The organism is Tepidibacter aestuarii (genome assembly GCF_934924865.1).
Lineage (GTDB): Bacteria > Bacillota > Clostridia > Peptostreptococcales > Peptostreptococcaceae > Tepidibacter_A > Tepidibacter_A aestuarii.
Window position 1 is genome coordinate 3,343,803 of record NZ_OW235315.1, and the last position, 24,174, is coordinate 3,367,976.

The following is a 24,174-nucleotide window of genomic DNA, read 5'->3' on the forward strand; positions in this document are numbered from 1 at the left end:
AACTCGTTTTCTGTTAATTAATTAACTTGAGTTAATCTTAACATAATCATGATTAGATTACAATAGTATTTATAGGTTTTTTTTATATTTTTTTAACAAACTATTGTTTTTTTTAATGCATATTGTCTTTTTTTGCTATCCTCTACTATGCTTTTATAATATTTCTTTATTGTTCATTTTTATTTTTAATAGTATTATATTTTTGTAACATAATAAAATACGACTATATATTAGGAGGTTTTTATATGAACGCAAGAAAAAGTAAAAAACACGCAATGATGACGTGTTTTATAGACGCTACAGCTAAAATAATAGAAGAAGAAGGTATTGATTATGTAACAATTAGAAAGGTAGCTGCTTTGACTGGATACAATAGTGCTACACTTTATAATTACTTTGAAAATTTAGATCACCTTGTATTTTTGGCTTGCATGAGATTTACTAAATCTTATACTGATACTTTGCCTTTATACATTGAAAATTGCACTAATTCGGTAGATAGAACTATTCGTGTATGGGAATGTTTTTGCTATTATTCTTTTAGTAACCCAAAAATATTTTATTCTATATTCTTTGCTAAATTATCTAATTCTCTAAACGACTATATAAGTGAATATTACGAAATTTTTCCTCAAGAAATAAGCAACTCATCTCATAGCATACATACTATGCTTTTAAAAAATAATATATATGATAGATCCTATATTTTATTAGATGATTGTGCACAAGAAGGATATATAAAAGAAGAAGATGTATTAGAAATAACTGAACTTTTTTTACTTATATATAAGGGTATATTGTCTAATATAATAGATAATGGAATAAATGTAGATGTTGATAATTTTGTGTTAAAAACTATAAAATTTATAAAGATAAATCTAAATCACTATTTAATTAAAAAACATGAATTGTTCGTGTAATTTGTTATAATCTATACCATTTTATGTTTTCATTTGTTAAATTTATGTCTTTTTGTGTCGTTTTATGAAAACGTATTCCTGTTTTGTCTTTTATTTTTAATTAAAAACTTGTATTTTTCCTTTCATTTTTCAGAATATTCGTCTTTGAGTATATATCTTTATTTTTATTATTGAAAATTTAATTATTTAAAGATTATTTCCATAATATACTCTATTAAACACTTGTTATTTGTATTAGAATAATATTATAAAATATTCTAAGACATAAGAAAGGATAATCGATATGAAGAAAAAATACTTATTTTTAGTAGCATTATCATTGTGCTTCTCACTTTTTGTCGGATGCACTCAAGCTTCTTTAGAAAATAATAAACCTAAAGAAGAATCACAAACTCAAAATGAACAAAAAAAAGACGAAAAACAACAAAATATTTTTTATGTTAAACCCTCTCAATTAAATCTAAGAGAGTCTCACTCTACTCAATCACCTATAATTTATAAGTTATCTAGATTCGACAAAGTTGAAATTATAGATAATAATTCTTATGTTGATGAAAATGAACAACAGACAAAATGGTATAATGTTAAATTCATTAATGATAATGATGAGGAAAAAGCAGGATGGGTATCATCCGAATTTTTAACTCAAGATAAACATGACCTCTTAAGTGAGAATCTAAAAGGCGTAGATTTATCTAATTATCCTAAAACTTATGAGTATGAAAATAATAAAAGACAGAAAGTAAAAGGAATTTATGTTACAATAAATTCTATCCTTGGAGATAACTTAGACAGACTGATTAAGCTTTGTAATGAAAGTGAAATAAATGCTTTTGTAGTTGACGTTAAGGATGATTTCGGAAATATGTTATTTAAAACAGATGCGTCTGAAAAGTTTGCTCCAAAAGCAAATGAAAAAGCTCTATCTAAAGAAAATATGTCTAAATTAATAAAGAAATTAAATGATAACGGAATATATTTAGTAGCTAGAATAGTTACATTTAAAGATCCTATTTATACAGAGTACTATCCTGAAAGAGCAATTATAAACAAGGAAACTGCTTCAACATTTGTAAGTAAAGACGGTCTGAGATGGGCATCAGCTCATGATAGAAATCTTTGGGAGTATGATGTAAGTGTTGCAAAAGAAGCTGCTCAAATTGGATTTAATGAAATTCAATTCGATTATGTAAGATTTCCAGCATCTAATGGTGGTAAATTAGATGCAAAGCTAGATTATAGAAATAGTAGTGGAGATACTAGCAAGGCTCAAACCATTCAAAGTTTCTTAAAATATGCTAAAGAAAATATTTCATCTGAAAATGTATATATAAGTGCCGATATATTCGGTCTTGTAGGTTCTGTTCCAAACGATATGGGTCTTGGCCAACACTGGGAAGCTGTTAGTGGTGTTGTAGATTATGTGTGTCCTATGATGTATCCTAGTCATTATGGGAATACAGTGTATGGACTTGATGTACCAGATGCTCATCCTTACGAAACAGTATTTCAATCAGCTAAGGATTCTATAAAAAGAAATAAAAATGTAGATAATCCGGCTACTATTAGGCCTTGGATACAAGATTTTACAGCATCTTGGGTTAAAGGTAATATTAAGTACAATGAAACTGAGGTAAGAGCTCAAATAAAAGCTTTAAATGATAACGGAATAGATGAGTATATACTTTGGAATGCTGGTAATAAATACAGCTTTGAACAATAGGAGGTATACTATGAAAAATAAAGCTATAATTATTTTTATTTTATTAACATTTGTATTGTCTGGCTGTTCTAAATCAGATGTTTCAAAGAGTGAAGTTGATTTAAAATCTTCAGATTCTGCTCAATCAAGTGAAATAAAAAAAGAAAGCTCTGATGTTAAAATAGATTATAACAAGGTTAAACCTAATGAACTCGGAAAAATAATGGTCTTGATGTATCACAATATAGGACAAGAAGAATCTACATGGGTTAGAACTCCTGATAACTTCAGAAAAGATTTAAATACTTTGTACGAAAAAAAATATCGTACTATAAGCCTTAATGATTATGCAAGTGGAAACATAAATACAGAAGCTGGTTTTACTCCTGTTGTTATAACATTCGATGATGGAAATGAAAATAACTTTAGAGTATTTGAAGAAAATGGTGATATCAAAATAGATCCTAATTGTGCTATTGGGATTTTAGAAGAATTTAAGAAATCTCATCCTGATTTTGATACTACGGCTACATTCTTTTTAAACTCTAATATATTCAACCAACCTGAATATGTAGATTATAAATTAAACTTTCTATTGGAAAATGGATATGATATAGGAAATCACACTCTATATCATACTGATTTATCAAAGTCAGATAAAGACACTATACAAAAGGCTATAGTTCAAGAAATCGAGGTTATAAATAAGTATGTTAAAGATTATTCTGTAAATACTTTAGCTTTACCATTTGGAGGAAAACCACAAGGTGACGATTATATATATGCGATTAAGGGAGGATATGATTCCATATCATACAATAATAACGCTGTCCTACTTGTTGGATGGGACCCTTACAAATCTCCTTACCATAAGAACTTTGACTTTAGTAAAATTCATAGAGTTCGAGCTAGCGAGACTAACGTAGACAATGTTGGTTTATATGATTGGCTAAACAAATTCGATGAAAACAAACAAATACGATATATAAGTGATGGAGACTCAAATACTATATGTATACCTAATAATTATGAAGATGTATTAAATAAAGATATAAAGGATAAAATTATAGTAACTTATTAACTTACAGTAGCTCAATAATATGCCTATGAAAATAACTCTAATGTACTATATTTTCATAGGCATATTTTAGTTTTAAGTTTACAATTTCCTATTCGCTAGAAAAATGTTATAATTAACTTATATGCATAAATTTTAATCGTTATATTATATAATGGAGGTAATCGATGGATTCTACGGATCGTAAAATTATAAAAATTCTTCAAGATAACGGAAGAATTTCAATGAAAGACTTAGGTCAATCGGTAGGTTTAACTTCTCCTGCTGTTTCAGAAAGAGTTAAGCGTTTAGAAGAGAATAATATAATTTTAGCTTATAAAGCTATAATAAATCCTAAGAAATTAAACAAAAATGTAAGTGCTTTTATGAATATATCACTGCCAGCAGATAAATACTCTCATTTTGTTGATTTTGCAAATAATAATGACAGTATAGTAGAATGTCACCATATAACTGGTCAAGGATGTGTTATCATAAAGGTTCTGGTACCTAATATGGATGATCTTGAATCTTTAATAGATACTATTAAGCAAATGGGAAGTACTCAGACTCATATTATACTTTCCTCGCCAATAGAATCCAAGTCTATATTATAATTTTGAAGATTTTAAATGTATACTTTCTTTGAATTTTATTTAAGTTATCAAAAATATGTCTATGAAAATACGTGAAAAGCAACTGCTTGTATTTTTATAGGCATATTTTTTTATACATTTATAAAAATAAAGTTCATTATATAAAATAAATACCTTTACATATTATTGTTTAATTTAGAAATAATAATCTAAGGAGGTGTATCTATGATTCTAAGTAGAGCTACTGAAATATTACAATCTAATGGTAATGTTGAAGTTTTGTATAAAAATGAGCCTGTATGGCTCGAAAATATTGATAGTAGAACAGAAACCGTTTATGTCAAAAGTCTAAACAACGATAAAAGAATGGTAGTTCCTATTGTTGAGTTAACTGAAAACGAAAATATAAAAAGACATTAAAAAAATCTCATATTGTTAACGTTTCCTAACGTACTCCGCTTATTAAAAATACTTGCTAATTTACTTTCTAATATTATATAAGTTAAAACGTTATTTAATGTGGGTAATCAAAAACTATCTATAAAAATACCTCGAATGCAACAATATTTTTATAGATAGTTTTTTTAGTATTATTCACTTTATTATAAAATCTGATCTTACCTAACTATTTTTAACATGGAAAAATATCTCTACTCTTTTCATGTTAATCTCAAAAAACTGTTTATAAGCGAATTATATAGATTTTATTTATTTGAAATCAAGACATTATAAAACATTTATTTAAAAATAAGAAAAACAAGTCTAAACAAACAGTATTTCTATATGTTTTCACTGTTTAAATAGACTATAGCTCAAAGGATATTTTAGATACCATCGACACAACCTAAACTAAAGAAAGGTAGTAAAGTTGAAGGTACTGGAATAATAAACGATGAAATAAATTTAAATGCAGGAATATAAATAGGTTTTGATATCAAAACCCTATATTTTTTGAATAGAAGCATTTTGCATATTCTTGATGTTTTTTACTATCAAATCCTTTATAAACAACGGCAGTTGCCATACCTCCAAATGGAAGTGTCTTATTATTACTAACGTGGTGAGGGAAATGACAGTGAAGAGGCCAAATACCTGGATTGTTTGCGTAAAACTCTATATCCCACGTTGAACCAGAAGGAACTAATATAGTGTTCTTAAGTAGTCTGTTTTCTTTTCTTATGGTATTGCCATCCGATGCACTTATTAGAAATTGATGCCCGTGAAAGTGAATAGGGTGGTTTGCCATACCTATATTTCCAAATCTTATCCTTACATTATCTTCTTTTTCGATCAGCAATCTGCTGGTATAAGGAAAGCACCTACCATTCATAGTAAAAAAATTAGCATCCATTGAGAATGGATTAATATCATATACACCTTGTTTTAAAGAAAAAGGATCTATATTTTTAAGGGTATATTCTTCAAGCATGATAAAGAAATCTCTTTGTATATCTTCTTTTTTTTCATCTGGATCAAGTATTATAAATGCTCCTTCAAGTCCCATCATATCCTGAACTACAGTATAAAGATGAGAATGATACATATGAGTTCCCGGTGGATTTGTTATTTTAAACCTATAATCAAAATAGCATCCAGGGTTTATTTTAGGAGATGGTTCTACGGCTGGAACTCCATCCATATTGTTTGGAATATCAAGACCATGCCAATGAACACTAGTAGGTTGTGCAAGTTGATTGTAAACCCTTATACAAACTTCATCATCAGGATATACAAATATAGTAGGACCGGGAGTTGATCCATTATAACCCCAAGCATTCATATAAATACCTGGAAGTATTTCTCTTTTTACTGGTTGCGCTGCAAGTTCAAAGTATTTAACCTTACCTTTTTTCATATAATTTAATACAGGAACATCAGGTGTTATAACCATATCGATACCTCCAGTAATATTAATTCTATAAACTATATGATTTAACAGGATAATCTATACTTACACTAGTAATTTTGAGTAATCCTAAGGTAGCTACGATAAACCACAAACGCATTTACATTTAAAGGAAATAAGTTTTCAGTTTATCTATTTAGACGATCTAACATATTCTCAAAATTTTTCACCATAGAAGTATCAAACACAGTTAAATCAATGCTTCAATAAATTAAAGCTCTCGAACTTTGATTTCTAATTTTATTAACCCATCCTCATAATCAATATTTTATTATGAGTCTTCATTTGAGTATATATTTATTTCAAATAAACTTGACTAAGGTCTATAAATACTAATTTCAGGAGTTTTTAGACTATAGTTTGTTTTTATTTTTGATGGTCTAAAATATCCTAAGTTTATTGACTTTTTATATTTTTAATGGCAATAAAAAAAGAATCTATCGTTAAATTGATACATTCATTGAAGTTACTGGTTTTAAATCAGCTTTGGTGAAAAATTTCGAAAAAAACACAGGTTGGCCATTACAACTACATCAACTATTTTTTAAAAAATTGACTATTAATTCTTCACATGAAACATAAAATTCTGCATTTTAGAGCTTATTTTAGCCCTAAAAATGCAGAATTTTTATAAAATAAATACAACTATAGTAATATCAAAGGTTTGAAATTGTTGACACTTCCCTAAAATGGTATTTAAGTATTAATTAGGGTATACCTCCAATATTTCTTAATATCCACTAAGTTGTTCTTTTGTAAGCACAACTTAGTGGATGTATTTTATTGGGGTGAATTCTAATTAAATAATAGCTTTTTTAAATAGATCTGATAATCTTTCAGATACTAATTCCATACCCTCTTTAAGTATTTCATCAGTATTTTCACCAAATTCGTGAAATACTCTAAAAACTGGAGGATTATCTCCTTTGTTTATTGGAATAAAAAAGGGATCTCCTGAGCCCAGTGAACAGCTTGCAATACAAATAAAACCGCTCTCAAAAATTGCACAACCTGGAATATAATCCATGCTCTCTTCAATCATAGCATTGGTATCATTCCATAACATATATGAGATACCATCAAAATCTTCTTCTGGTTCAAATTCCTGAAAACCAAATTCTGTACCAATTAGTGGTATTTGACTTGTTAATTCAATAAACCAGTATGGTAATAATTTCTCAATCTCTAAACCTCCAAATTCAAAAATGATGCTCATTGAAATATTAACTAAATAGCGGTATTTCAATGAGCATCATTTTTAGCTTTAAGATGAGACTATTCTTTTTTTAAAATCTTATTTATCCACAATATCATAAAAATATCCCCACATATTCTCTCCCTTTACAAGCTTTTCATCAGCAACTAGCCTATCAAGTTCACTCTCTAGCTGTTTTATATTCATGTTTATTTCATTTCGCTCAAGCGTTATTAATATATCATCAAGTTCCATTTCTTTTATTGGAAATCTAGTTTTTATAATATCGAATACCTTGTTCTTTGAGCTCTCTATAAATAAACTTAGTTCATCAAAAGGATTTTCTGTATGAGGACTTGTGCTCTTAGCCATTCTTATTCTAACAGGTATTGTTCTTCCCATTATAGCTGATGATACGAATGTATCTCCTGATCTTAAGTAAGGAAGTCTCTTTGCTTCATCTGCACTTATATCTGTTTCTTCTTTTATAGTAGCTATATCCGATGCTCTAACAGTTCTAAATACAAATTTAGTGTTTAACTGTGCAGTTACAGTCTCATCTAAAAGAGTCGGCCTTTGTGTTGCAAGTATTAAGAATACTCCATATTTTCTTCCCTCTTGAGCTATCTCTTTTATTATAGATTTTGATGGCGCTTCATATCCCTTTGGAGCAAAATTATGTGCTTCATCAGTTACTATTATAAAAGGTGGGAAAAAATCACTATTTTCTACTTCTTTATATTTAGCGTCCTTATAATCTCTTCTCTTATGATATAGTTTATTTAAAAGATATGTAGAAAACACCTGTATAAGCCTCATATCCCCTTGTATAACTATTAATTTACCTTCTTTGATGCTATTTTCTATAGGCTGTATATCCTTTGAAAAAATTCCTTCGTTATAAAGTCTAGTTAATCTCCATATAACTCCACTTACAGAGGCCGCAGGGCATTTTGTATTATACTCTAAGAATAATTTTTGTATATCAGAGTATTTTTTCTTTTCATATACTTCTTCACTAGTGTTCATCTTGTCGTATATTTTTTTCTCAGAACCTAACCTCTGACCTTCTGCCAAATATTCAAGCCTTTTCAAAAATGTCATGTATGTATCTCTTTTTTTGTATATATTATCTATTACATTACTCATAGAATCTGTTATATTGCCTGATGCTGTTAATAATTTTTTTAGTTCATTTTTATTTAAATCTTCAAATTTAACTCCAACATCTACTCCTATTTGATATATAGTAAATTTATTTTTAAAATCAGTTAAATATTTTTCATCTAGATCAGGACATTTATTTGAAAAATCCATTTCAAAGTGTGGATCCAGTACTACTGTCGGTATGTTAAGCTTCATAATTTCTTCAAGTATAACTCTACTACCAAAGCTTTTACCAGAGCCAGACCCTCCAAATATACCTATATGAGGATATTGTTGCATTTTCTTTATATCGAATATAAATGGAACTCCTCTTTGATTTATTATGTTTTCTTTATTCCAAATACATAATGTATTCTTAAGTTCATCATCCATACTATTTTCCATATCTTCTGTAGATTTTATTTCTCCGAGCAATAATCCATTGTCTTTTTCGCATTTTATAAATAGATCTTTTACTTCTTTAAAATGAGGTTTTCTAACCTTAGCTCCTGTACATATAGGATACTCTGCTTCTTCTAGAAGTCTTATTTTTGCTAGATGGATAGTCTCTTCTCCCACTTTATATCCTAGTTGACTAAGAGAATTTAATACATTAGAATCTATAAGTCCACCATTTATATTAAGTGGTATATATCTGTTATATGACATAGTTTCGAAGACTTCTCCCAGCTGATTTTTCTGATAGTCATCTTCTATTACTATTATTTCATTTATTTTGAATGGTCTTTCTTTTGTTACAACACTTACTTCTTGTTGTGTAGTAATACCTACAACTTGCATATTAATTCCCCTCCTTACAAGCTTCTTTCTTCTCTTTTAGGTTTTATAAATAGATTAGATAAGTCTTTATCTATGTATGTATCTATTAAAGCATTCATCATCTCATCCGTTATTTTTACTTCTTTATCTACTATATCTAGCCATATAGGTATTCCCCTTGAATTCTTAGGAGTTAATGTATATACTATATCGCAAAGCTTTTGCATGTTTTCCTTTTGAACTGATAAAAAATCCATGGCTATAGCGCTAGGATCTGATGATGTTCTCAAAAAACAACAATCTATATCCTCTTTCGTTTTTTTAGATTTTCCAGGTAGTATATTTATATATTCGCCTTCCTTTAATGATCCAAATAGTACCTCTTTATCATATACATCTTCTCCAATATCTATCTCTTTTAATTTTAATACATGTGCCATTTCTTTAGTCTTTATTTCTTCTATTATTCCTATTAAAAGTATATTGTTTTCTATACACTTTCTTTTAAGTTCTTTCCATTTTTCATGACACTTTATACTATATGTCATTAAAGAACCATCCATCATTATAATATGAGGACTATATTTTTGTACACTTTGAATTGCAACTTCTGCTTCTAACTCAGACATTATGTTTTCTTCTTTTTCTTTAGCTTTTTCACTATTAAGTTTGTCTATTAATGGTGAGAATACTTGGTACAACGATATAGGCTCTTTGTTTAAATCCATGCTCTTTGCAAGTGCACTTATAGCCACTAAGTAATGGGGGTGTAAATTTCCTTTTTTATTTTTGCTTCCATCTATACCTATTATATCTCCTTCTTTTCTAATTCTTATTAATTCTTCATTACTAAGTTTTTTCATATTTTTTATTTCTAGTTCTTGTCGAATTTTCTTAACTCCGATATTCTTTAATGGTCTATGAATGGTTTTTAATTGATAATTAACCTCTTTAAAATTATTAATTAAATCATTTTTTATTTCCAATTTAATTTCTCCTTTATTTGTTAACTTTATGTTAAATCAGAACTTATTCAATCACTTTTTGTTGACTTTTATTGCCATCCTTGTTATTATTTTAATATATAAATTGTCGAAAAATGTTGTTATATAATATAGGAGGTATAGTTATGAAATCTACAGGAATAGTAAGAAAAGTTGATGAATTAGGAAGAGTTGTTATACCAATAGAATTAAGAAGAACGTTAAATATAGCTGAGAAAGATGCTTTAGAAATATATGTTGATGGTGAGAGTATAATATTAAAGAAATATGAGCCAGCTTGTATATTCTGTGGAAATGCAAAAGACATAAAACATTTTGCAGGTAAAAACATCTGTCCTGATTGCGTAGAAAAATTATCTGAAATGAAGTAATTTATAAAAAGTCCCCTAGGGGACTTTTCTTATATACTATAAATCTAATACTTCTTGATAAACCTCATTTTTAGGTAACTTTCTTTCCTTTGCAACATGTTTTGTAGCATCTTTTTTACTCATTCCATCCTCTATAAGCTTAGTTACATACTCACGTATACTTAAATCATCATTATTATTTAAGCTTTGTATCTCTCCACTAAAGCCATCTAATATAAGTACGAACTCTCCTTTTATTTCTCTTTCTTTGAATATATTTAAAGCATCTTCAACACTAGTTCTTATTATTTCTTCATATTTTTTAGTGATTTCTCTACATATAGATATTTGTCTATCTCCCAATATACTCAATATATCAGAAAGTGTATTTTTTAGTCTATGTGGAGATTCATAAAAGATTAGAGTTCTTCTTTCATGTTTTAATTCTTCTAATTCTTGTCGTCTTATTTTTTTATCTCTATTTAAAAATCCTTCAAATGCAAATTTTCTGGTTTTAAGCCCACTTCCAACAAGTGCAGTTACAAATGCTGTAGCTCCCGGAAGTACATCTACCTTTATACCCGCATCTATAGCTTGTCTTATAAGATCTTCTCCAGGATCAGATATTCCAGGCATACCAGCATCAGTAATTATAGCTACATTCTCTCCATTTAACATCTTTTCTATTATCACGCTTCCTTTGCTATCTTTATTATGTTCATGATAGCTTGTAAGGGGTTTTGATATACTGAAATGGTTTAACAGCTTTATACTGTGTCTAGTATCCTCTGCAGCTATTAAATCTACCTCTTTTAATGTATTTAATGTTCTTATAGTTATATCTTCTAAATTTCCTATTGGAGTAGCACATACGTAAAGATTACCCTTCATTTAATTCTCTCCTATATCTTGTTTTGAATAAATTTCTTTTATTTCATCTGTATATTCTCCATCTTCTTTATATACATAAAGAGGATCTAGTATTTTTAGCTCTGGTTTTCCAGCTTTTGTAAATGCAATCATCATTAGATTAGGAGCTTTACCTACTTTTGGATGAATAAACTGTATTTCTTTTGGCTCTAATTTATATTTTCTAGATATTGTTATTATATCAGCTATTCTTATAGGTCTATGAATCATGAAAAATTTTCCGTGGTGCATTAATAATCTAGATGCTGCTTTTATAACATCTTCTAAATTACACTTTATTTCATGTCTTGATATAGCTTTTTTATCATTTATATTTTTTAATCCATCAGGCTTCATATAAGGAGGGTTAGAAGTTACTACATGAAATGTATTAACTTCAAGTACACTATCTATATTCTTTAAGTCTTCATTTACTACTCTTACCCTATCCTCTAAATTGTTGAGCTTTATAGATCTATTTGCCATCCCGGCAACTTCTTCTTGAATTTCAACACCTATTACTTCTTTAGCTCTACTTTTACCAGCTATTAGTATAGGTATTATACCCGTTCCTGTTCCTAAGTCTACTACTTTTGCATTGTTTTTTACTTTACTAAAATTTGCAAGTAGTACTGCATCTATTCCAAAGCAAAACCCTTCTTTGTCTTGAATTATTTTAAGCCCTTTGATTTGAAGATCGTCTATTCTTTCACTGTATTTTAACTTTATATCCATTTCTTTCTCCTTTTTCATTAAAATCAAGCTGAAATTAATAATTAATCTTCTAGCTTTTTAAGCTCTTTTAAAGTTTGAGGATCTATTTGTTCATTTTTCTTACAGCATCCTCCGCATTTTTTAGATTCTTTTATAACGCTTATTTCATGAAGCTCATATACATTGCTCTCAGATTTTTTTCCTTTATCTATTTCAACCTTTACTTTTTCTGCCAAGGTATTAGTATCTGTTATTTTTCCTTTTCCATCAGGAGTCATTACTAGTGTTCCAACTGACGGCATTTTATCTAATATATCACTATATGTGTTGTGCTCATATTTTAAGCAGCAAAACAATCTTCCACATATTCCAGATATTTTACTTGGATTAAGTGATAAATCTTGATCCTTTGCCATTTTTATAGAAACCGGTTGAAAATCTCCAAGCCAAGTCGAACAACAAAGAGGCTTTCCACAAGGTCCAAGTCCTCCTATTGTTTTTGCTTCATCTCTTACTCCTATTTGTCTAAGCTCTATTCTAGTTTTGAATATGGCTGCTAGCCCTTTAACTAAATCTCTAAAATCCACTCTACCTTCTGCTGTAAAGTAAAATATAAGCTTATTTCTATCAAATGTATATTCTGAATCTATTAAATACATATCAAGTTCATATTCTTTTATTTTTTCAATACAAATATCGAAGGCTGTTTTGGCCTTTTGTTGATTTTCATTATATATATTAGTATCTTCTTCTGTAGCTATTCTTACAATCGGCTTAAGCGGTGCTACTATTTCTTCCTCACTAACTTCTTTAGGCCCTACTATTATATTTCCATATTCGAGTCCTCTAGCGGTCTCTACTATAACATTCATATCTTTTTTTACATCAAATTCAAGTGGATTGAAATAATATATTTTACCTGCTTTTTTAAATCTAATTCCTACAACTTTTATCATTTAATCACCTCGTATATATTTAAAATCATCGTTCCTATTACCATATTGAAATTACAATTATTCATAAGATTTTTATTACTTTCATCTATTATATCAATAATATTTGAAATTTGGAAATAAGTAAATTTCTTACTTAAACTACTTAAAAATTCTATTTGATCTAAATTTATTATAAGACTTTCATCTACACCTTGTTTTATCATCAGTATATCTCTAAAATAAGTTATCAACATATCCATAACTTCATTTAAATTTGATTTATGTTTTTCTAGTTTTGTATTAATAGTATACATATCTATTAAGTCTCTAGATTGTATTATATTTAGATACTCTTGTATTTCATTTCTCTTGTTATTAAATTCTTCACTATAGCATAAGTCTAGCGCCTTAGACAAGATTCCCATAGAAAATGAAGCTACAACTTTTGCCCTTTGACTATCTATATTTTTTTTATCTACAAGATAGTTTTGTATTTGCTCTTGTGTAAGTGGTGAAAATTTCACTACTTCACATCTTGATTTTATAGTATCTAGTATTGACCTAGAGTTTTCAGCTATTAATATTATTAAAGCATATTCAGGTGGCTCTTCTAGAGTTTTTAATAAAGCATTTTGTGCCTGAACTGTCATTTTATGAGCATCTTCTAGTATATATATTTTTTTGTTTTTATAAGGCTTTATTATTATATCCATTTGCATATCTCTTATTTGACCTATTTTAAATGAAGCTCCATCTGGTCTTAGGATTTTTAAATCAGGATTGTTTTCTAAACTATCAGTTCCAAACATCATTTTAGATAGTTCCATGCTAAACATACTCTTTCCTACTCCACTTGGACCTTCAAATAAATATGCATGGCTTATTCTATCTTTTTTCATTGAATTTAAAATAAATCGTTTAGCTCTATCATGCCCTATTACATTATCAAAGTACATTTTAATTCTCCAAAAAATTATTTATTATATTTATTATTTCTTGATGAACTTGTTTTATAGATCCATTAGCTCTTACTGTTTTGATTCTTTTAGGATACAATTCTTTTAATTTTTTATATCCATTAAACACATCTTCATGAAAAGCGTCTTTCTCGCTTTCCAGTCTATCTAAATTTCCTCTGTTTTCTTTTCTTTTTTTTGCTTTATCCATGTTTATATCAAATAATAAGGTAAGGTCTGGGATCACATCCTGCATTGCAAATAAGTTGAGATTATATATATTCTCCATTCCCAATCCTCTACCTATTCCCTGGTATATAAGGCTTGAATCTACGAATCTATCACATATTACTATTTTGTTTTCTTTTAATGCTGGCTTTATAAGTTCCTCGACATGTTGAGCTCTTGATGCTGCATATAATAGAGCTTCTGTTCTTGAATGCATGCTTTTATTTTCCTTATTAAGTATTATATTTCTTATTTTTTCACTTATTTTAGTTCCACCAGGTTCTCTTGTAAGTACTGTATCATACCCTTTATTTTGTAAATAATCTTTTAATAATTTTATCTGAGTAGACTTTCCCGATCCATCAGGTCCTTCTATACTTATAAATAATCCTTTCAAAATATCACCTCTAGTCTATTATCTTTATGAATTCTAAATTTTTATCTTCCATTCCCGCAACATTCATACCTATGCTTTTGCAGTTTTGTACATAATCTATTATTTCTTTAGTTATTATTTCTCCAGGAGATAATAAGCTTATACCAGGAGGATATGGTACTATATATTCTGCACATATCTTTCCTACAGCATCTTTTATAGGTATACTTTTTTTATTTGAGTAAAAAGCGCCTCTAGGATTAAGAGCTTTTTCCGGAATGTAATTTGGATAATCTACTTCTATCAAATCATCGTCTCCGATTTCATTATCTATATATCCTAATGCTTGTCTTAGTTTTTCAAAGTCATGTTTATCATTTCCTATACTACATATTAATAATACACCATATGGATTGGATAATTCCACTTGTATATTATACTTTTCTCTTAATATATCTTCTATTTCATATCCTGACCGATTTAGATCTTTAGTTATAATATACATTTTAGTTATATCACTATGTTTATAATTGTATAAAGATATATTTTTTAAATTTTTTATGTAATTTTTAGTTTCATCTATATTGTCTATTAATTCTTCCATCAATTCTTTACCATGTTTTCTATATATCTCTACTGCCATTTCAATAGATGCCATCAACATATAAGATGGTGATGATGATTGAATTATTCTAAGAAATGATTTTAATCTATTTATATCAACTATATTTGATTTTATATGAAGCATTGATGCTTGAGTAAAACAAGGAAGTGTTTTATGAGTACTTTGAATAGATATATCTGCTCCTTGTTCTATAGCGCTAACTCCCAGTCTCTCATTAAGCCCTATATGAGATCCATGTGCTTCATCCACTATAAATATTTTATTTTTTTTATGTAGGTAATCTGATATTAATTTGATATCCGTATTTATTCCATAGTATGTAGGAGATGTTATAAGTACAGCTTTTATACTGTGGTCTTCTTCAACCAATCTTTTTATATCATCTAATTTTACTCCAAGAGATATACCAGTTTTCATATCTATATCAGGATTTACGTATACAGGCTCTATATCCCCTAATATGCAGGTATTTATAACAGATTGATGACAATCCCTATTCACTATTATCTTATCTTTTAACGAGCACACAGCCATTATAGCAGCCTGTATCCCACAAGTTGTTCCATTAACTAAAAAAATTGTATGATCTGATTTAAATAACTTAGAAGCTATCTCTTGTGATTCTTTAATTATTTCCTCTGGAGAGTGTAAATTATCTGTTCCAGGTATTTCTGTTGTGTCTATATTAACTATATTATTTTTAAAATCACTATAACCTAATCTATCAAATATCTTCCCGTTTTTATGCCCTGGCACATGAAAAGACACTATATCACTATTTTTTATATCATTTAGTTTATTTATTATAGGAGTATTCACTGTATATCACCTTTGTATTTTAATTTTTGAAAGTATTCAATTTCCTAGTTCATTATAACAAAAAAGCTATACTTAAAGTATAGCTTTTAATATCTAAGATAAATTATTCCTCCACAGGCTTTTCACTTTGCTTTTGTAGTATTCCATCTTTAGTTCGCTTCCTTCTTCGTCTATCATCTCTTGTTCACAATTTCTACATATATAGCTTCCCAATATATCTATCCCTTTATCGGATTCTTTATTACATATGTAACATGTTTTATTTGTTTGCACATAATCATCCCCTTTCTTTATTATATTATTTACATCATTATTAAATTGCATACAAAAATAGAAGGATAAATCCTTCTATTTTTTGTTTTATTTATATACGATCTCTATCGTCTCTGTAGTTAAACAATAAAGTTATTGCATATATACCCGCAAGTCCAACTAAGGCATATACAGTTCTACTTATAAATGAAGTAGATCCTCCAAATAATGTTGCTACTAAATCAAAATTTAGTAAACCTATTAATCCCCAATTTAAAGCTCCTATTATAACTAAAACTAAGGCTAGCCTTCTCATATTCAGCCACTCCTTTTCATTATATTTTAGTTATAGTATTTGTATGTTCTAATAAAATATTACATCATATTATTGTCGTTATAGGCAATATTATGTAATTTATTATACTATTTCCCGAGAAATATTTTATCTCTAAGAAAATTATATAATTTTCAGATTGTAAATAACACTTAATAAGGGACTATATTTACATTTGTTTTTTCAAAGGAGCGTGTATGAATTATTTAGGACATAAGCTAGATTATAGCATAAATCAAATTCTACCCTACTATTACATCTGCCATTATACATCCCGATATGCTCTTATCCTTATCTATTACAGGTATAGATATAGCTACGCAATAATGCCCTGTATCTACTGATATATATGGATTTGATTTAAATTTTTCTCCATCCATTGCTTTTTTAAAATAATCTCTGTGCTTGAAATTTTGAACATAATCTTCCTCATCTATATTTGATACAGTACTATATCCTTCTTTGTCTAGAATACATATAACCTCAAAATAAGGATTAGATTTTACGATATTTTTTAGATTGTTCCTATGATTAGTATTATTATTTTTTGATAAAATATCCTTTTCATTCGATATTTCTTTTAATATATCAAATGACTTATTTATTCTATCATTCATATTTTTATCTAATTTAAAGCTATCTAAATATTTTTTCATATATTTATATGTGTCATTTGACATATCCTCAAGCTGTACAACAGATGATGCTATTGATTGTATTGCAGATGAGTGTTCTATTCCATCTTCGTTTATTTTAGATGATACTTTATTTGTTTCATCTACTATGAATGTAAATTCTTTTATTATTTGATTTACTTCTTGTGTTAGTTCTAATTGTTTGTTAGAGCTTTCATATATATTTCTAACATCAGTTATAACTTCTTCTGATTTAGTATATATATTTCCTAAAGAATTTATAGATTCATCAGCTATACTTATATCTTTATTTATAATATTCATTTCATTTTGCATTTTATCAGACATATTCATTATTTTATCAGTTACTAAATTTATTATTTGAGATATCTTAGCTACAGATTCTGAAGATTGAACTGCAAGTTTTCTTATTTCATCAGCTACAACAGCAAAACCTCTTCCTGATTCGCCTGCTCTTGCTGCTTCTATTGCTGCATTAAGAGCTAACAAGTTAGTTTGCCTCGATATGTTTTCAACCTCATCTGTTATATTATATATATCCTTTACTTCCTTATTTAAAGTTATTATTTCATCTGCCATATTATTTCCAGCATCTTTACTATGCTTTAATAAATCTACTACCTTAGTAAAAACTTCTTTATTATGTTTTATAGTATCATTCATATTCTCAACTTCATTTATAGCTCTTTGGGAATTGTCCTTAGATATACTTGCATGCTCAAATAGCATTTTAGATGTATTTTCAAGCTTATTTATTTCATTTAATTGATATTCCATAGTTTTGGATAAATCATCTATTGAAGCTAAAGTCTCATCAAATGCCAATGAATTAGTATATACATTATTTGATATTATATTTGTGTTCTCATTAAGCTTTTGTGATAAAGAGTATGTATTGGCTATTATATTTCTTACGTCTTGCAAAAATTCATTTAAATTATCCCCAAATTCCCCTAGCTCATCTGTGAAAACTTGACTCAAATTCCTTTCTTTTAACAAATTTGATTTATATATATTTTCTTGTGATACATTTTTTTTATTGTTAATACTATTGATAATATTCATAGTTATCAACACTGTCAATACCGATATAGCAAAATATAATCCATTTAATTGTTTAATAAAAAATATAATTAAAGTAGCAATTATAGAGTTCAATATTATTCTTATATATTTCATACTTTCTTACCTTCCTTATATATTATATCTTCCCATTATATATTCATCTTCATATTTTCCATTTCTTATTGCTGCATATTTTCTTCTTCCCTCTATTTTAAATCCATATAACTCATACAGCTTTATTGCTCTTTCATTGTCTGCAAAAACTCCAAGTTCAACTCTTTTTAACATTAGCCAATTGTCAGCTAAGTCTAATATCTCTTTCATAAGCTTTTTTCCTATGCCCTTACCTTGGTAATCTCTATGAACCATAATTCCTATGCTTGCACTATGCCTAAGCCTTGGTGTAGAATTTACATGTAATCCAACTAAGCCTACCACCTTAGTCTCATCTTTTAATTGCGCTACTAAAATATGCTTATTTATATCTATATTTTTAATAAACTCCTCTGTATATTCTATCCTCTCCGTAGATATACCTAATATATTTTCTTTTACGCCCTTCATTATTCTCATTTCATTTATATAAGGTATATCATCTACTTTAACTGGCCTTATAGTAACTTTGCTCATATTACTCCTCCTCCCATTTTTTGATATAGAACAAATAAAAAACTTTAAGGTTCAATATTATTATATTGTTCGGATTTTATATTTATTAGCCTTAATTAAATATTCTGTAATACTGATAAAAAAACCTCTATAATGCTAATATTTTTAACTAAATAGAGGTTTTTTTGTATAAAAAAAGACTGTCATTTGACAGTCTCTGTTACGTGGCTACGTCTTACTCTCCCAGGGGGCTGCCCCCCAAGTACCATCAGCGCTAAAGAGCTTAACTTCTGTGTTCGGAATGGGAACAGGTGTATCCTCTTTGCTATAATAACCACATATTTGGAGCGGGTGAAGGGAGTCGAACCCTCGCAGCCGGCTTGGAAGGCCGGAACTCTACCACTGAGCTACACCCGCATATTAAGTATTAAGATTAATACTTTCAAAATTGATCAGATTTAAAATTTGGTTAAGTCCTCGATCTATTAGTATTCATCAGCTGAACTCATTACTGAGCTTACACCTTGAACCTATCAACCAGGTAGTCTTCCTGGGATCTTACTCATAAAGATGGGAAATCTTATCTTGAGGTTGGCTTCGCGCTTAGATGCTTTCAGCGCTTATCCATTCCATACATAGCTACCCAGCTATGCCACTGGCGTGACAACTGGTGCACCAGAGGTATGTCCATCCCGGTCCTCTCGTACTAAGGACAGCTCCTCTCAAATTTCCTACGCCTGCGACGGATAGGGACCGAACTGTCTCACGACGTTCTGAACCCAGCTCGCGTACCACTTTAATGGGCGAACAGCCCAACCCTTGGGACCTACTACAGCCCCAGGATGTGATGAGCCGACATCGAGGTGCCAAACCTCCCCGTCGATGTGGACTCTTGGGGGAGATAAGCCTGTTATCCCCAGGGTAGCTTTTATCCGTTGAGCGATGGCCCTTCCACGCGGAACCACCGGATCACTAAGCCCGACTTTCGTCCTTGCTCGACCTGTATGTCTTGCAATCAAGCTCCCTTTTGCCTTTGCACTCTTCGCACGATTTCCGACCGTGCTGAGGGAACCTTTGGGCGCCTCCGTTACATTTTGGGAGGCGACCGCCCCAGTCAAACTGTCCACCTGACAGTGTCCCAAGACCAGATTCATGGTCTATGGTTAGAATCTCAATATTACAAGGGTGGTATCCCAAGGATGACTCCACGAAAACTGGCGTTCTCGTATCTCAGTCTCCCACCTATCCTGTACATGTAATATCGAAATCCAATGCCAGGCTACAGTAAAGCTCCATGGGGTCTTTCCGTCCTGTCGCAGGTATCCGGCATCTTCACCGGAATTACAATTTCACCGAGTCTTTTGTTGAGACAGTGCCCAAATCGTTACGCCTTTCGTGCGGGTCGGAACTTACCCGACAAGGAATTTCGCTACCTTAGGACCGTTATAGTTACGGCCGCCGTTTACTGGGGCTTAAGTTCAATGCTTCGACTAATGTCTAACACATCCCCTTAACCTTCCAGCACCGGGCAGGCGTCAGCTCCTATACATCGTCTTTCGACTTAGCAGAAACCTATGTTTTTGGTAAACAGTCGCTTGGGCCTATTCTCTGCGGCCTCTTCGGGCATACACCCTAATGAGGCACCCCTTATCCCTAAGTTACGGGGTCATTTTGCCGAGTTCCTTAACAAAAGTTCTCTCGCTAGCCTTAGAATTCTCTTCTCACCCACCTGTGTCGGTTTGCGGTACGGGTACCTTTAATCTCAGTAGAGGCTTTTCTTGGCAGCATGAAATCGACTACTTCGCTACTTAAATTTCGCTCCCCATCACACCTCAGGATTGCACCGACGGATTTGCCTATCAATGCTCCCTTAATGCTTGGACCTACATATCCAATAGTAGGATAGCCTATCCTTCTGCGTCACCCCATTCTTCAAACGATTATCGGTAGTACAGGAATCTCAACCTGTTGTCCATCACCTACGCCTTTCGGCCTCGGCTTAGGTCCCGACTAACCCTGAGCGGACGAACCTTCCTCAGGAAACCTTGGGTTTTCGGCCCGTAGGATTCTCACCTACGTCTCGCTACTCATGCCAACATTCTCTCTTCACTGCAGTCCACTAGTCCTTCCGGTCTAGCTTCAACCCGCAGTGAATGCTCCCCTACCCATTGACAAAGTCAATGCCGTAGCTTCGGTAGTAAGTTTTAGCCCCGATAATTTTCGGCGCAGGATCACTCGACCAGTGAGCTATTACGCACTCTTTGAATGAATGGCTGCTTCTAAGCCAACATCCTGGTTGTCTGTGCAATCCCACATCCTTTACCACTTAACTTACATTTAGGGACCTTAGCTGACGGTCTGGGCTGTTTCCCTCTCGACTATGAATCTTATCACCCACAGTCTGACTCCCAAGCAAAAGATAAAGGCATTCGGAGTTTGATAGTCTTCGGTAACCCACAGGGCCCCTAGGACATTCAGTGCTCTACCTCCTCATCTCTAAGCTTGAGGCTAGCCCTAAAGCTATTTCGGGGAGAACCAGCTATCTCCGAGCTCGATTGGAATTTCACCTCTACCCACAGCTCATCCCCGCACTTTTCAACGTGCGTGGGTTCGGACCTCCACGAAATTTTACTTTCGCTTCATCCTGGCCATGGGTAGGTCGCTCGGTTTCGGGTCTACGACAAGTAACTGAATCGCCCAGTTAAGACTCGCTTTCGCTACGGCTCCAGACCCTAAGTCCTTAACCTTGCTACTTATCGTAACTCGTTGGCCCGTTCTACAAAAAGTACGCGGTCACACTAAAAATGTGCTCCCACAGCTTGTAGGCATAGGGTTTCAGGTTCTATTTCACTCCCCTTCCGGGGTTCTTTTCACCTTTCCCTCACGGTACTATACGCTATCGGTCACCAAGAAGTATTTAGCCTTGGGGGGTGGTCCCCCCAGCTTCCCACAGGGTTTCACGTGTCCCGTGGTACTCTGGAGTATGCTCGAAAGTCTTCTTGTTTAATCTACAGGACTATTACCTTCTATGGTGGGTCTTTCCAAACCTCTTCGACTACAATACCTCTTTCTTGTGAGCATATCCGCAACCCCTATGAAGAAAACTTCATAGGTTTGGGCTCTTCCCCTTTCGCTCGCCGCTACTTAGGGAATCGATTTTTCTTTCTCTTCCTCGAGGTACTTAGATGTTTCAGTTCCCTCGGTTCCCCTCCTTAGACTATGTATTCATCTAAGGATACCTAGACATTACTCTAGGTGGGTTTCCCCATTCGGAAATCTCCGGATCAAAGATTGCTTGCATCTCCCCGAAGCTTATCGCAGCTTACCACGTCCTTCATCGGCTCTTGGTGCCAAGGCATCCGCCCTACGCCCTTAATAACTTAACCTAAATTTATTTAAATCTGTTCAATTTTCAAAGTACTAAAGTACGTCGCCAACGAATTAAAAATTCCGTTGCTCAAAGTACTAATTTTGAGGAATAAACCCTCAAAATTAAACAGTAGGTTATTTCTCCTTAGAAAGGAGGTGATCCAGCCGCACCTTCCGATACGGCTACCTTGTTACGACTTCACCCCAGTCATTGATTTCACCTTCGGCAGATTCCTCCTTACGGTTGGATATCTGACTTCGGGCGCCCCCAACTTCCGTGGTGTGACGGGCGGTGTGTACAAGACCCGGGAACGCATTCACCGCGACATTCTGATTCGCGATTACTAGTAACTCCAGCTTCATGCAGGCGAGTTTCAGCCTGCAATCCGAACTGAGACTAGCTTTAAGAGATTAGCTTGACCTCGCGGTTTCGCAACTCTCTGTACTAGCCATTGTAGCACGTGTGTAGCCCTAAGCATAAGGGGCATGATGATTTGACGTCATCCCCACCTTCCTCCGAGTTATCCTCGGCAGTCTCTCTAGAGTGCCCATCCAAAATGCTGGCAACTAAAGATAAGGGTTGCGCTCGTTGCGGGACTTAACCCAACATCTCACGACACGAGCTGACGACAACCATGCACCACCTGTCACCTCAGTCCCCGAAGGGAAAGCTTCGATTAAGAAGCGGTCTGAGGGATGTCAAGCTTAGGTAAGGTTCTTCGCGTTGCTTCGAATTAAACCACATGCTCCGCTACTTGTGCGGGTCCCCGTCAATTCCTTTGAGTTTCACTCTTGCGAGCGTACTCCCCAGGCGGAGTGCTTAATGCGTTAGCTGCGGCACCGAGGGGGGTAACCCCCGACACCTAGCACTCATCGTTTACGGCGTGGACTACCAGGGTATCTAATCCTGTTCGCTCCCCACGCTTTCGTGCCTCAGCGTCAGTTACAGTCCAGAGAGCCGCCTTCGCAACTGGTATTCCTCCTAATATCTACGCATTTCACCGCTACACTAGGAATTCTACTCTCCTCTCCTGCACTCAAGCCCTGCAGTTTCAAAAGCTTACTACGGTTGAGCCGTAGCCTTTCACTTCTGACTTACAAGGCCGCCTACGCACCCTTTACGCCCAGTAATTCCGGATAACGCTTGCCCCCTACGTATTACCGCGGCTGCTGGCACGTAGTTAGCCGGGGCTTCCTCCTAAGGTACCGTCATTATCTTCCCTTAGGACAGAGCTTTACGACCCGAAGGCCTTCATCGCTCACGCGGCGTTGCTGCATCAGGGTTTCCCCCATTGTGCAATATTCCCCACTGCTGCCTCCCGTAGGAGTCTGGACCGTGTCTCAGTTCCAGTGTGGCCGATCACCCTCTCAGGTCGGCTACCCATCGTCGCCTTGGTAAGCTTTTACCTCACCAACTAGCTAATGGGACGCGGGTCCATCCTATACCGCTAACGCTTTGACATTTCTAAGATGCCTTAAAAATGTGTTATCTCGTATTAGCATATCTTTCGATATGTTATCCGTGTGTATAGGGCAGGTTACCCACGCGTTACTCACCCGTCCGCCGCTAAGATTAAAAAGCAAGCTTTTTAATCTCCGCTCGACTTGCATGTGTTAGGCACGCCGCCAGCGTTCATCCTGAGCCAGGATCAAACTCTTAAATAAAAGTTT

20 protein-coding genes, 1 tRNA gene and 3 rRNA genes are annotated in these 24,174 nt (G+C 32.4%); 6 read left to right on the forward strand and 18 right to left on the reverse strand.

What is annotated here, in order from left to right; translation table 11 throughout:
- Window positions 1-245 precede the first annotated feature (245 nt).
- The 5 genes from M2214_RS16135 to M2214_RS16155 all read left to right on the forward strand — a co-directional run bounded on the left by M2214_RS16135 (window position 246) and on the right by M2214_RS16155 (window position 4,695).
- Window positions 246-920, forward strand: coding sequence for a TetR/AcrR family transcriptional regulator (locus M2214_RS16135; protein WP_248481065.1), 675 nt, complete (start codon window positions 246-248; stop codon window positions 918-920).
- Between the two features lie 283 nt (window positions 921-1,203).
- Window positions 1,204-2,643: a putative glycoside hydrolase gene (locus M2214_RS16140; RefSeq protein ID WP_248481066.1), complete on the forward strand. Its 1,440-nt coding sequence runs from the start codon at window positions 1,204-1,206 to the stop codon at window positions 2,641-2,643.
- Between the two features lie 10 nt (window positions 2,644-2,653).
- A complete protein-coding gene (locus M2214_RS16145; RefSeq protein ID WP_248481067.1) occupies window positions 2,654-3,703 on the forward strand; it encodes a polysaccharide deacetylase family protein in 1,050 nt (349 codons plus the stop codon).
- 164 nt (window positions 3,704-3,867) lie between these two features.
- Window positions 3,868-4,296, forward strand: a complete 429-nt coding sequence (locus M2214_RS16150; RefSeq protein WP_248481068.1) for an Lrp/AsnC family transcriptional regulator — start codon at window positions 3,868-3,870, stop codon at window positions 4,294-4,296.
- A gap of 204 nt (window positions 4,297-4,500) precedes the next feature.
- Entirely contained in the window at window positions 4,501-4,695 is a 195-nt protein-coding gene (locus M2214_RS16155; RefSeq protein WP_248481069.1) for an H-type small acid-soluble spore protein, read from the forward strand.
- A 514-nt stretch (window positions 4,696-5,209) separates the two neighbouring features.
- Here M2214_RS16155 and M2214_RS16160 read toward each other — a convergent pair.
- The 4 genes from M2214_RS16160 to M2214_RS16175 all read right to left on the reverse strand — a co-directional run bounded on the left by M2214_RS16160 (window position 5,210) and on the right by M2214_RS16175 (window position 10,288).
- Window positions 5,210-6,166, reverse strand: a complete 957-nt coding sequence (locus tag M2214_RS16160) for a multicopper oxidase family protein (RefSeq protein ID WP_248481070.1) — start codon at window positions 6,164-6,166, stop codon at window positions 5,210-5,212.
- An 814-nt stretch (window positions 6,167-6,980) separates the two neighbouring features.
- A complete protein-coding gene (locus M2214_RS16165; protein ID WP_248481071.1) occupies window positions 6,981-7,397 on the reverse strand; it encodes a hypothetical protein in 417 nt (138 codons plus the stop codon).
- Between the two features lie 78 nt (window positions 7,398-7,475).
- Window positions 7,476-9,323, reverse strand: a complete 1,848-nt coding sequence (locus M2214_RS16170; protein WP_248481072.1) for an ATP-binding protein — start codon at window positions 9,321-9,323, stop codon at window positions 7,476-7,478.
- 14 nt (window positions 9,324-9,337) lie between these two features.
- Entirely contained in the window at window positions 9,338-10,288 is a 951-nt protein-coding gene (locus tag M2214_RS16175; protein ID WP_248481073.1) for a DNA double-strand break repair nuclease NurA, read from the reverse strand.
- A gap of 143 nt (window positions 10,289-10,431) precedes the next feature.
- Between M2214_RS16175 and M2214_RS16180 the strand changes: the two genes are divergently transcribed.
- Complete coding sequence (locus tag M2214_RS16180) at window positions 10,432-10,677, forward strand: AbrB/MazE/SpoVT family DNA-binding domain-containing protein (protein WP_099191019.1); 246 nt, start codon at window positions 10,432-10,434, stop codon at window positions 10,675-10,677.
- 36 nt (window positions 10,678-10,713) lie between these two features.
- Here M2214_RS16180 and rsmI read toward each other — a convergent pair whose 3' ends face one another.
- From rsmI to M2214_RS16250, 14 genes are all read right to left on the reverse strand, one after another.
- Window positions 10,714-11,547, reverse strand: coding sequence for a 16S rRNA (cytidine(1402)-2'-O)-methyltransferase (rsmI, locus tag M2214_RS16185; RefSeq protein WP_248481074.1), 834 nt, complete (start codon window positions 11,545-11,547; stop codon window positions 10,714-10,716).
- Window positions 11,548-12,300, reverse strand: a complete 753-nt coding sequence (locus M2214_RS16190) for a tRNA1(Val) (adenine(37)-N6)-methyltransferase (RefSeq protein WP_248484897.1) — start codon at window positions 12,298-12,300, stop codon at window positions 11,548-11,550.
- Between the two features lie 41 nt (window positions 12,301-12,341).
- On the reverse strand, window positions 12,342-13,235 hold the full coding sequence (locus M2214_RS16195) for a PSP1 domain-containing protein (RefSeq protein WP_248481075.1): 894 nt from the start codon (window positions 13,233-13,235) through the stop codon (window positions 12,342-12,344).
- Window positions 13,232-14,170 (reverse strand): DNA polymerase III subunit, encoded by a 939-nt coding sequence (locus M2214_RS16200; RefSeq protein WP_248481076.1) that lies wholly within the window; start codon window positions 14,168-14,170, stop codon window positions 13,232-13,234. Before M2214_RS16200 ends, M2214_RS16195 begins: the two co-directional genes overlap by 4 nt.
- A 1-nt stretch (window position 14,171) precedes the next feature.
- Window positions 14,172-14,795 (reverse strand): dTMP kinase, encoded by a 624-nt coding sequence (tmk, locus tag M2214_RS16205; protein WP_326521601.1) that lies wholly within the window; start codon window positions 14,793-14,795, stop codon window positions 14,172-14,174.
- 10 nt (window positions 14,796-14,805) lie between these two features.
- Entirely contained in the window at window positions 14,806-16,218 is a 1,413-nt protein-coding gene (locus M2214_RS16210) for an aminotransferase class I/II-fold pyridoxal phosphate-dependent enzyme (protein ID WP_248481077.1), read from the reverse strand.
- A gap of 93 nt (window positions 16,219-16,311) precedes the next feature.
- Entirely contained in the window at window positions 16,312-16,491 is a 180-nt protein-coding gene (locus M2214_RS16215) for a sigma factor G inhibitor Gin (protein WP_248481078.1), read from the reverse strand.
- Between the two features lie 91 nt (window positions 16,492-16,582).
- The gene (locus M2214_RS16220; protein WP_248481079.1) at window positions 16,583-16,786 is read right to left on the reverse strand and encodes a DUF378 domain-containing protein; all 204 of its coding nucleotides are present in this window, start codon (window positions 16,784-16,786) and stop codon (window positions 16,583-16,585) included.
- A gap of 260 nt (window positions 16,787-17,046) precedes the next feature.
- Window positions 17,047-18,639: a methyl-accepting chemotaxis protein gene (locus M2214_RS16225; protein WP_248481080.1), complete on the reverse strand. Its 1,593-nt coding sequence runs from the start codon at window positions 18,637-18,639 to the stop codon at window positions 17,047-17,049.
- 15 nt (window positions 18,640-18,654) lie between these two features.
- Complete coding sequence (locus M2214_RS16230; RefSeq protein WP_248481081.1) at window positions 18,655-19,155, reverse strand: GNAT family N-acetyltransferase; 501 nt, start codon at window positions 19,153-19,155, stop codon at window positions 18,655-18,657.
- A 201-nt stretch (window positions 19,156-19,356) separates the two neighbouring features.
- A 5S ribosomal RNA gene (rrf, locus tag M2214_RS16235) occupies window positions 19,357-19,473 on the reverse strand.
- A gap of 4 nt (window positions 19,474-19,477) precedes the next feature.
- Window positions 19,478-19,551 (reverse strand) — tRNA-Gly (locus M2214_RS16240).
- A gap of 48 nt (window positions 19,552-19,599) precedes the next feature.
- Window positions 19,600-22,520 (reverse strand): 23S ribosomal RNA (locus M2214_RS16245).
- Between the two features lie 132 nt (window positions 22,521-22,652).
- Window positions 22,653-24,168 (reverse strand): 16S ribosomal RNA (locus M2214_RS16250).
- The 16S, 23S and 5S rRNA genes sit together here with 1 tRNA gene alongside, the layout of an rRNA operon.
- Between the last annotated feature and the right edge of the window lie 6 nt (window positions 24,169-24,174).

What these genes read in the sequence shown, in the direction of transcription:
- M2214_RS16155 (WP_248481069.1), top strand. Translation starts at nt 4,501, where the DNA reads ATGATTCTAAGTAGAGCTACTGAAATATTACAATCTAATGGTAATGTT.
- M2214_RS16165 (WP_248481071.1), bottom strand. Translation starts at nt 7,397, where the DNA reads ATGAGCATCATTTTTGAATTTGGAGGTTTAGAGATTGAGAAATTATTA.
- M2214_RS16190 (WP_248484897.1), bottom strand. Translation starts at nt 12,300, where the DNA reads ATGGATATAAAGTTAAAATACAGTGAAAGAATAGACGATCTTCAAATC.
- M2214_RS16225 (WP_248481080.1), bottom strand. Translation starts at nt 18,639, where the DNA reads ATGAAATATATAAGAATAATATTGAACTCTATAATTGCTACTTTAATT.
- M2214_RS16140 (WP_248481066.1), top strand. Translation starts at nt 1,204, where the DNA reads ATGAAGAAAAAATACTTATTTTTAGTAGCATTATCATTGTGCTTCTCA.
- M2214_RS16230 (WP_248481081.1), bottom strand. Translation starts at nt 19,155, where the DNA reads ATGAGCAAAGTTACTATAAGGCCAGTTAAAGTAGATGATATACCTTAT.
- M2214_RS16150 (WP_248481068.1), top strand. Translation starts at nt 3,868, where the DNA reads ATGGATTCTACGGATCGTAAAATTATAAAAATTCTTCAAGATAACGGA.
- M2214_RS16200 (WP_248481076.1), bottom strand. Translation starts at nt 14,170, where the DNA reads ATGTACTTTGATAATGTAATAGGGCATGATAGAGCTAAACGATTTATT.
- M2214_RS16145 (WP_248481067.1), top strand. Translation starts at nt 2,654, where the DNA reads ATGAAAAATAAAGCTATAATTATTTTTATTTTATTAACATTTGTATTG.
- rsmI (WP_248481074.1), bottom strand. Translation starts at nt 11,547, where the DNA reads ATGAAGGGTAATCTTTACGTATGTGCTACTCCAATAGGAAATTTAGAA.
- M2214_RS16170 (WP_248481072.1), bottom strand. Translation starts at nt 9,323, where the DNA reads ATGCAAGTTGTAGGTATTACTACACAACAAGAAGTAAGTGTTGTAACA.
- M2214_RS16160 (WP_248481070.1), bottom strand. Translation starts at nt 6,166, where the DNA reads ATGGTTATAACACCTGATGTTCCTGTATTAAATTATATGAAAAAAGGT.
- M2214_RS16220 (WP_248481079.1), bottom strand. Translation starts at nt 16,786, where the DNA reads ATGAGAAGGCTAGCCTTAGTTTTAGTTATAATAGGAGCTTTAAATTGG.
- M2214_RS16180 (WP_099191019.1), top strand. Translation starts at nt 10,432, where the DNA reads ATGAAATCTACAGGAATAGTAAGAAAAGTTGATGAATTAGGAAGAGTT.
- M2214_RS16135 (WP_248481065.1), top strand. Translation starts at nt 246, where the DNA reads ATGAACGCAAGAAAAAGTAAAAAACACGCAATGATGACGTGTTTTATA.
- M2214_RS16195 (WP_248481075.1), bottom strand. Translation starts at nt 13,235, where the DNA reads ATGATAAAAGTTGTAGGAATTAGATTTAAAAAAGCAGGTAAAATATAT.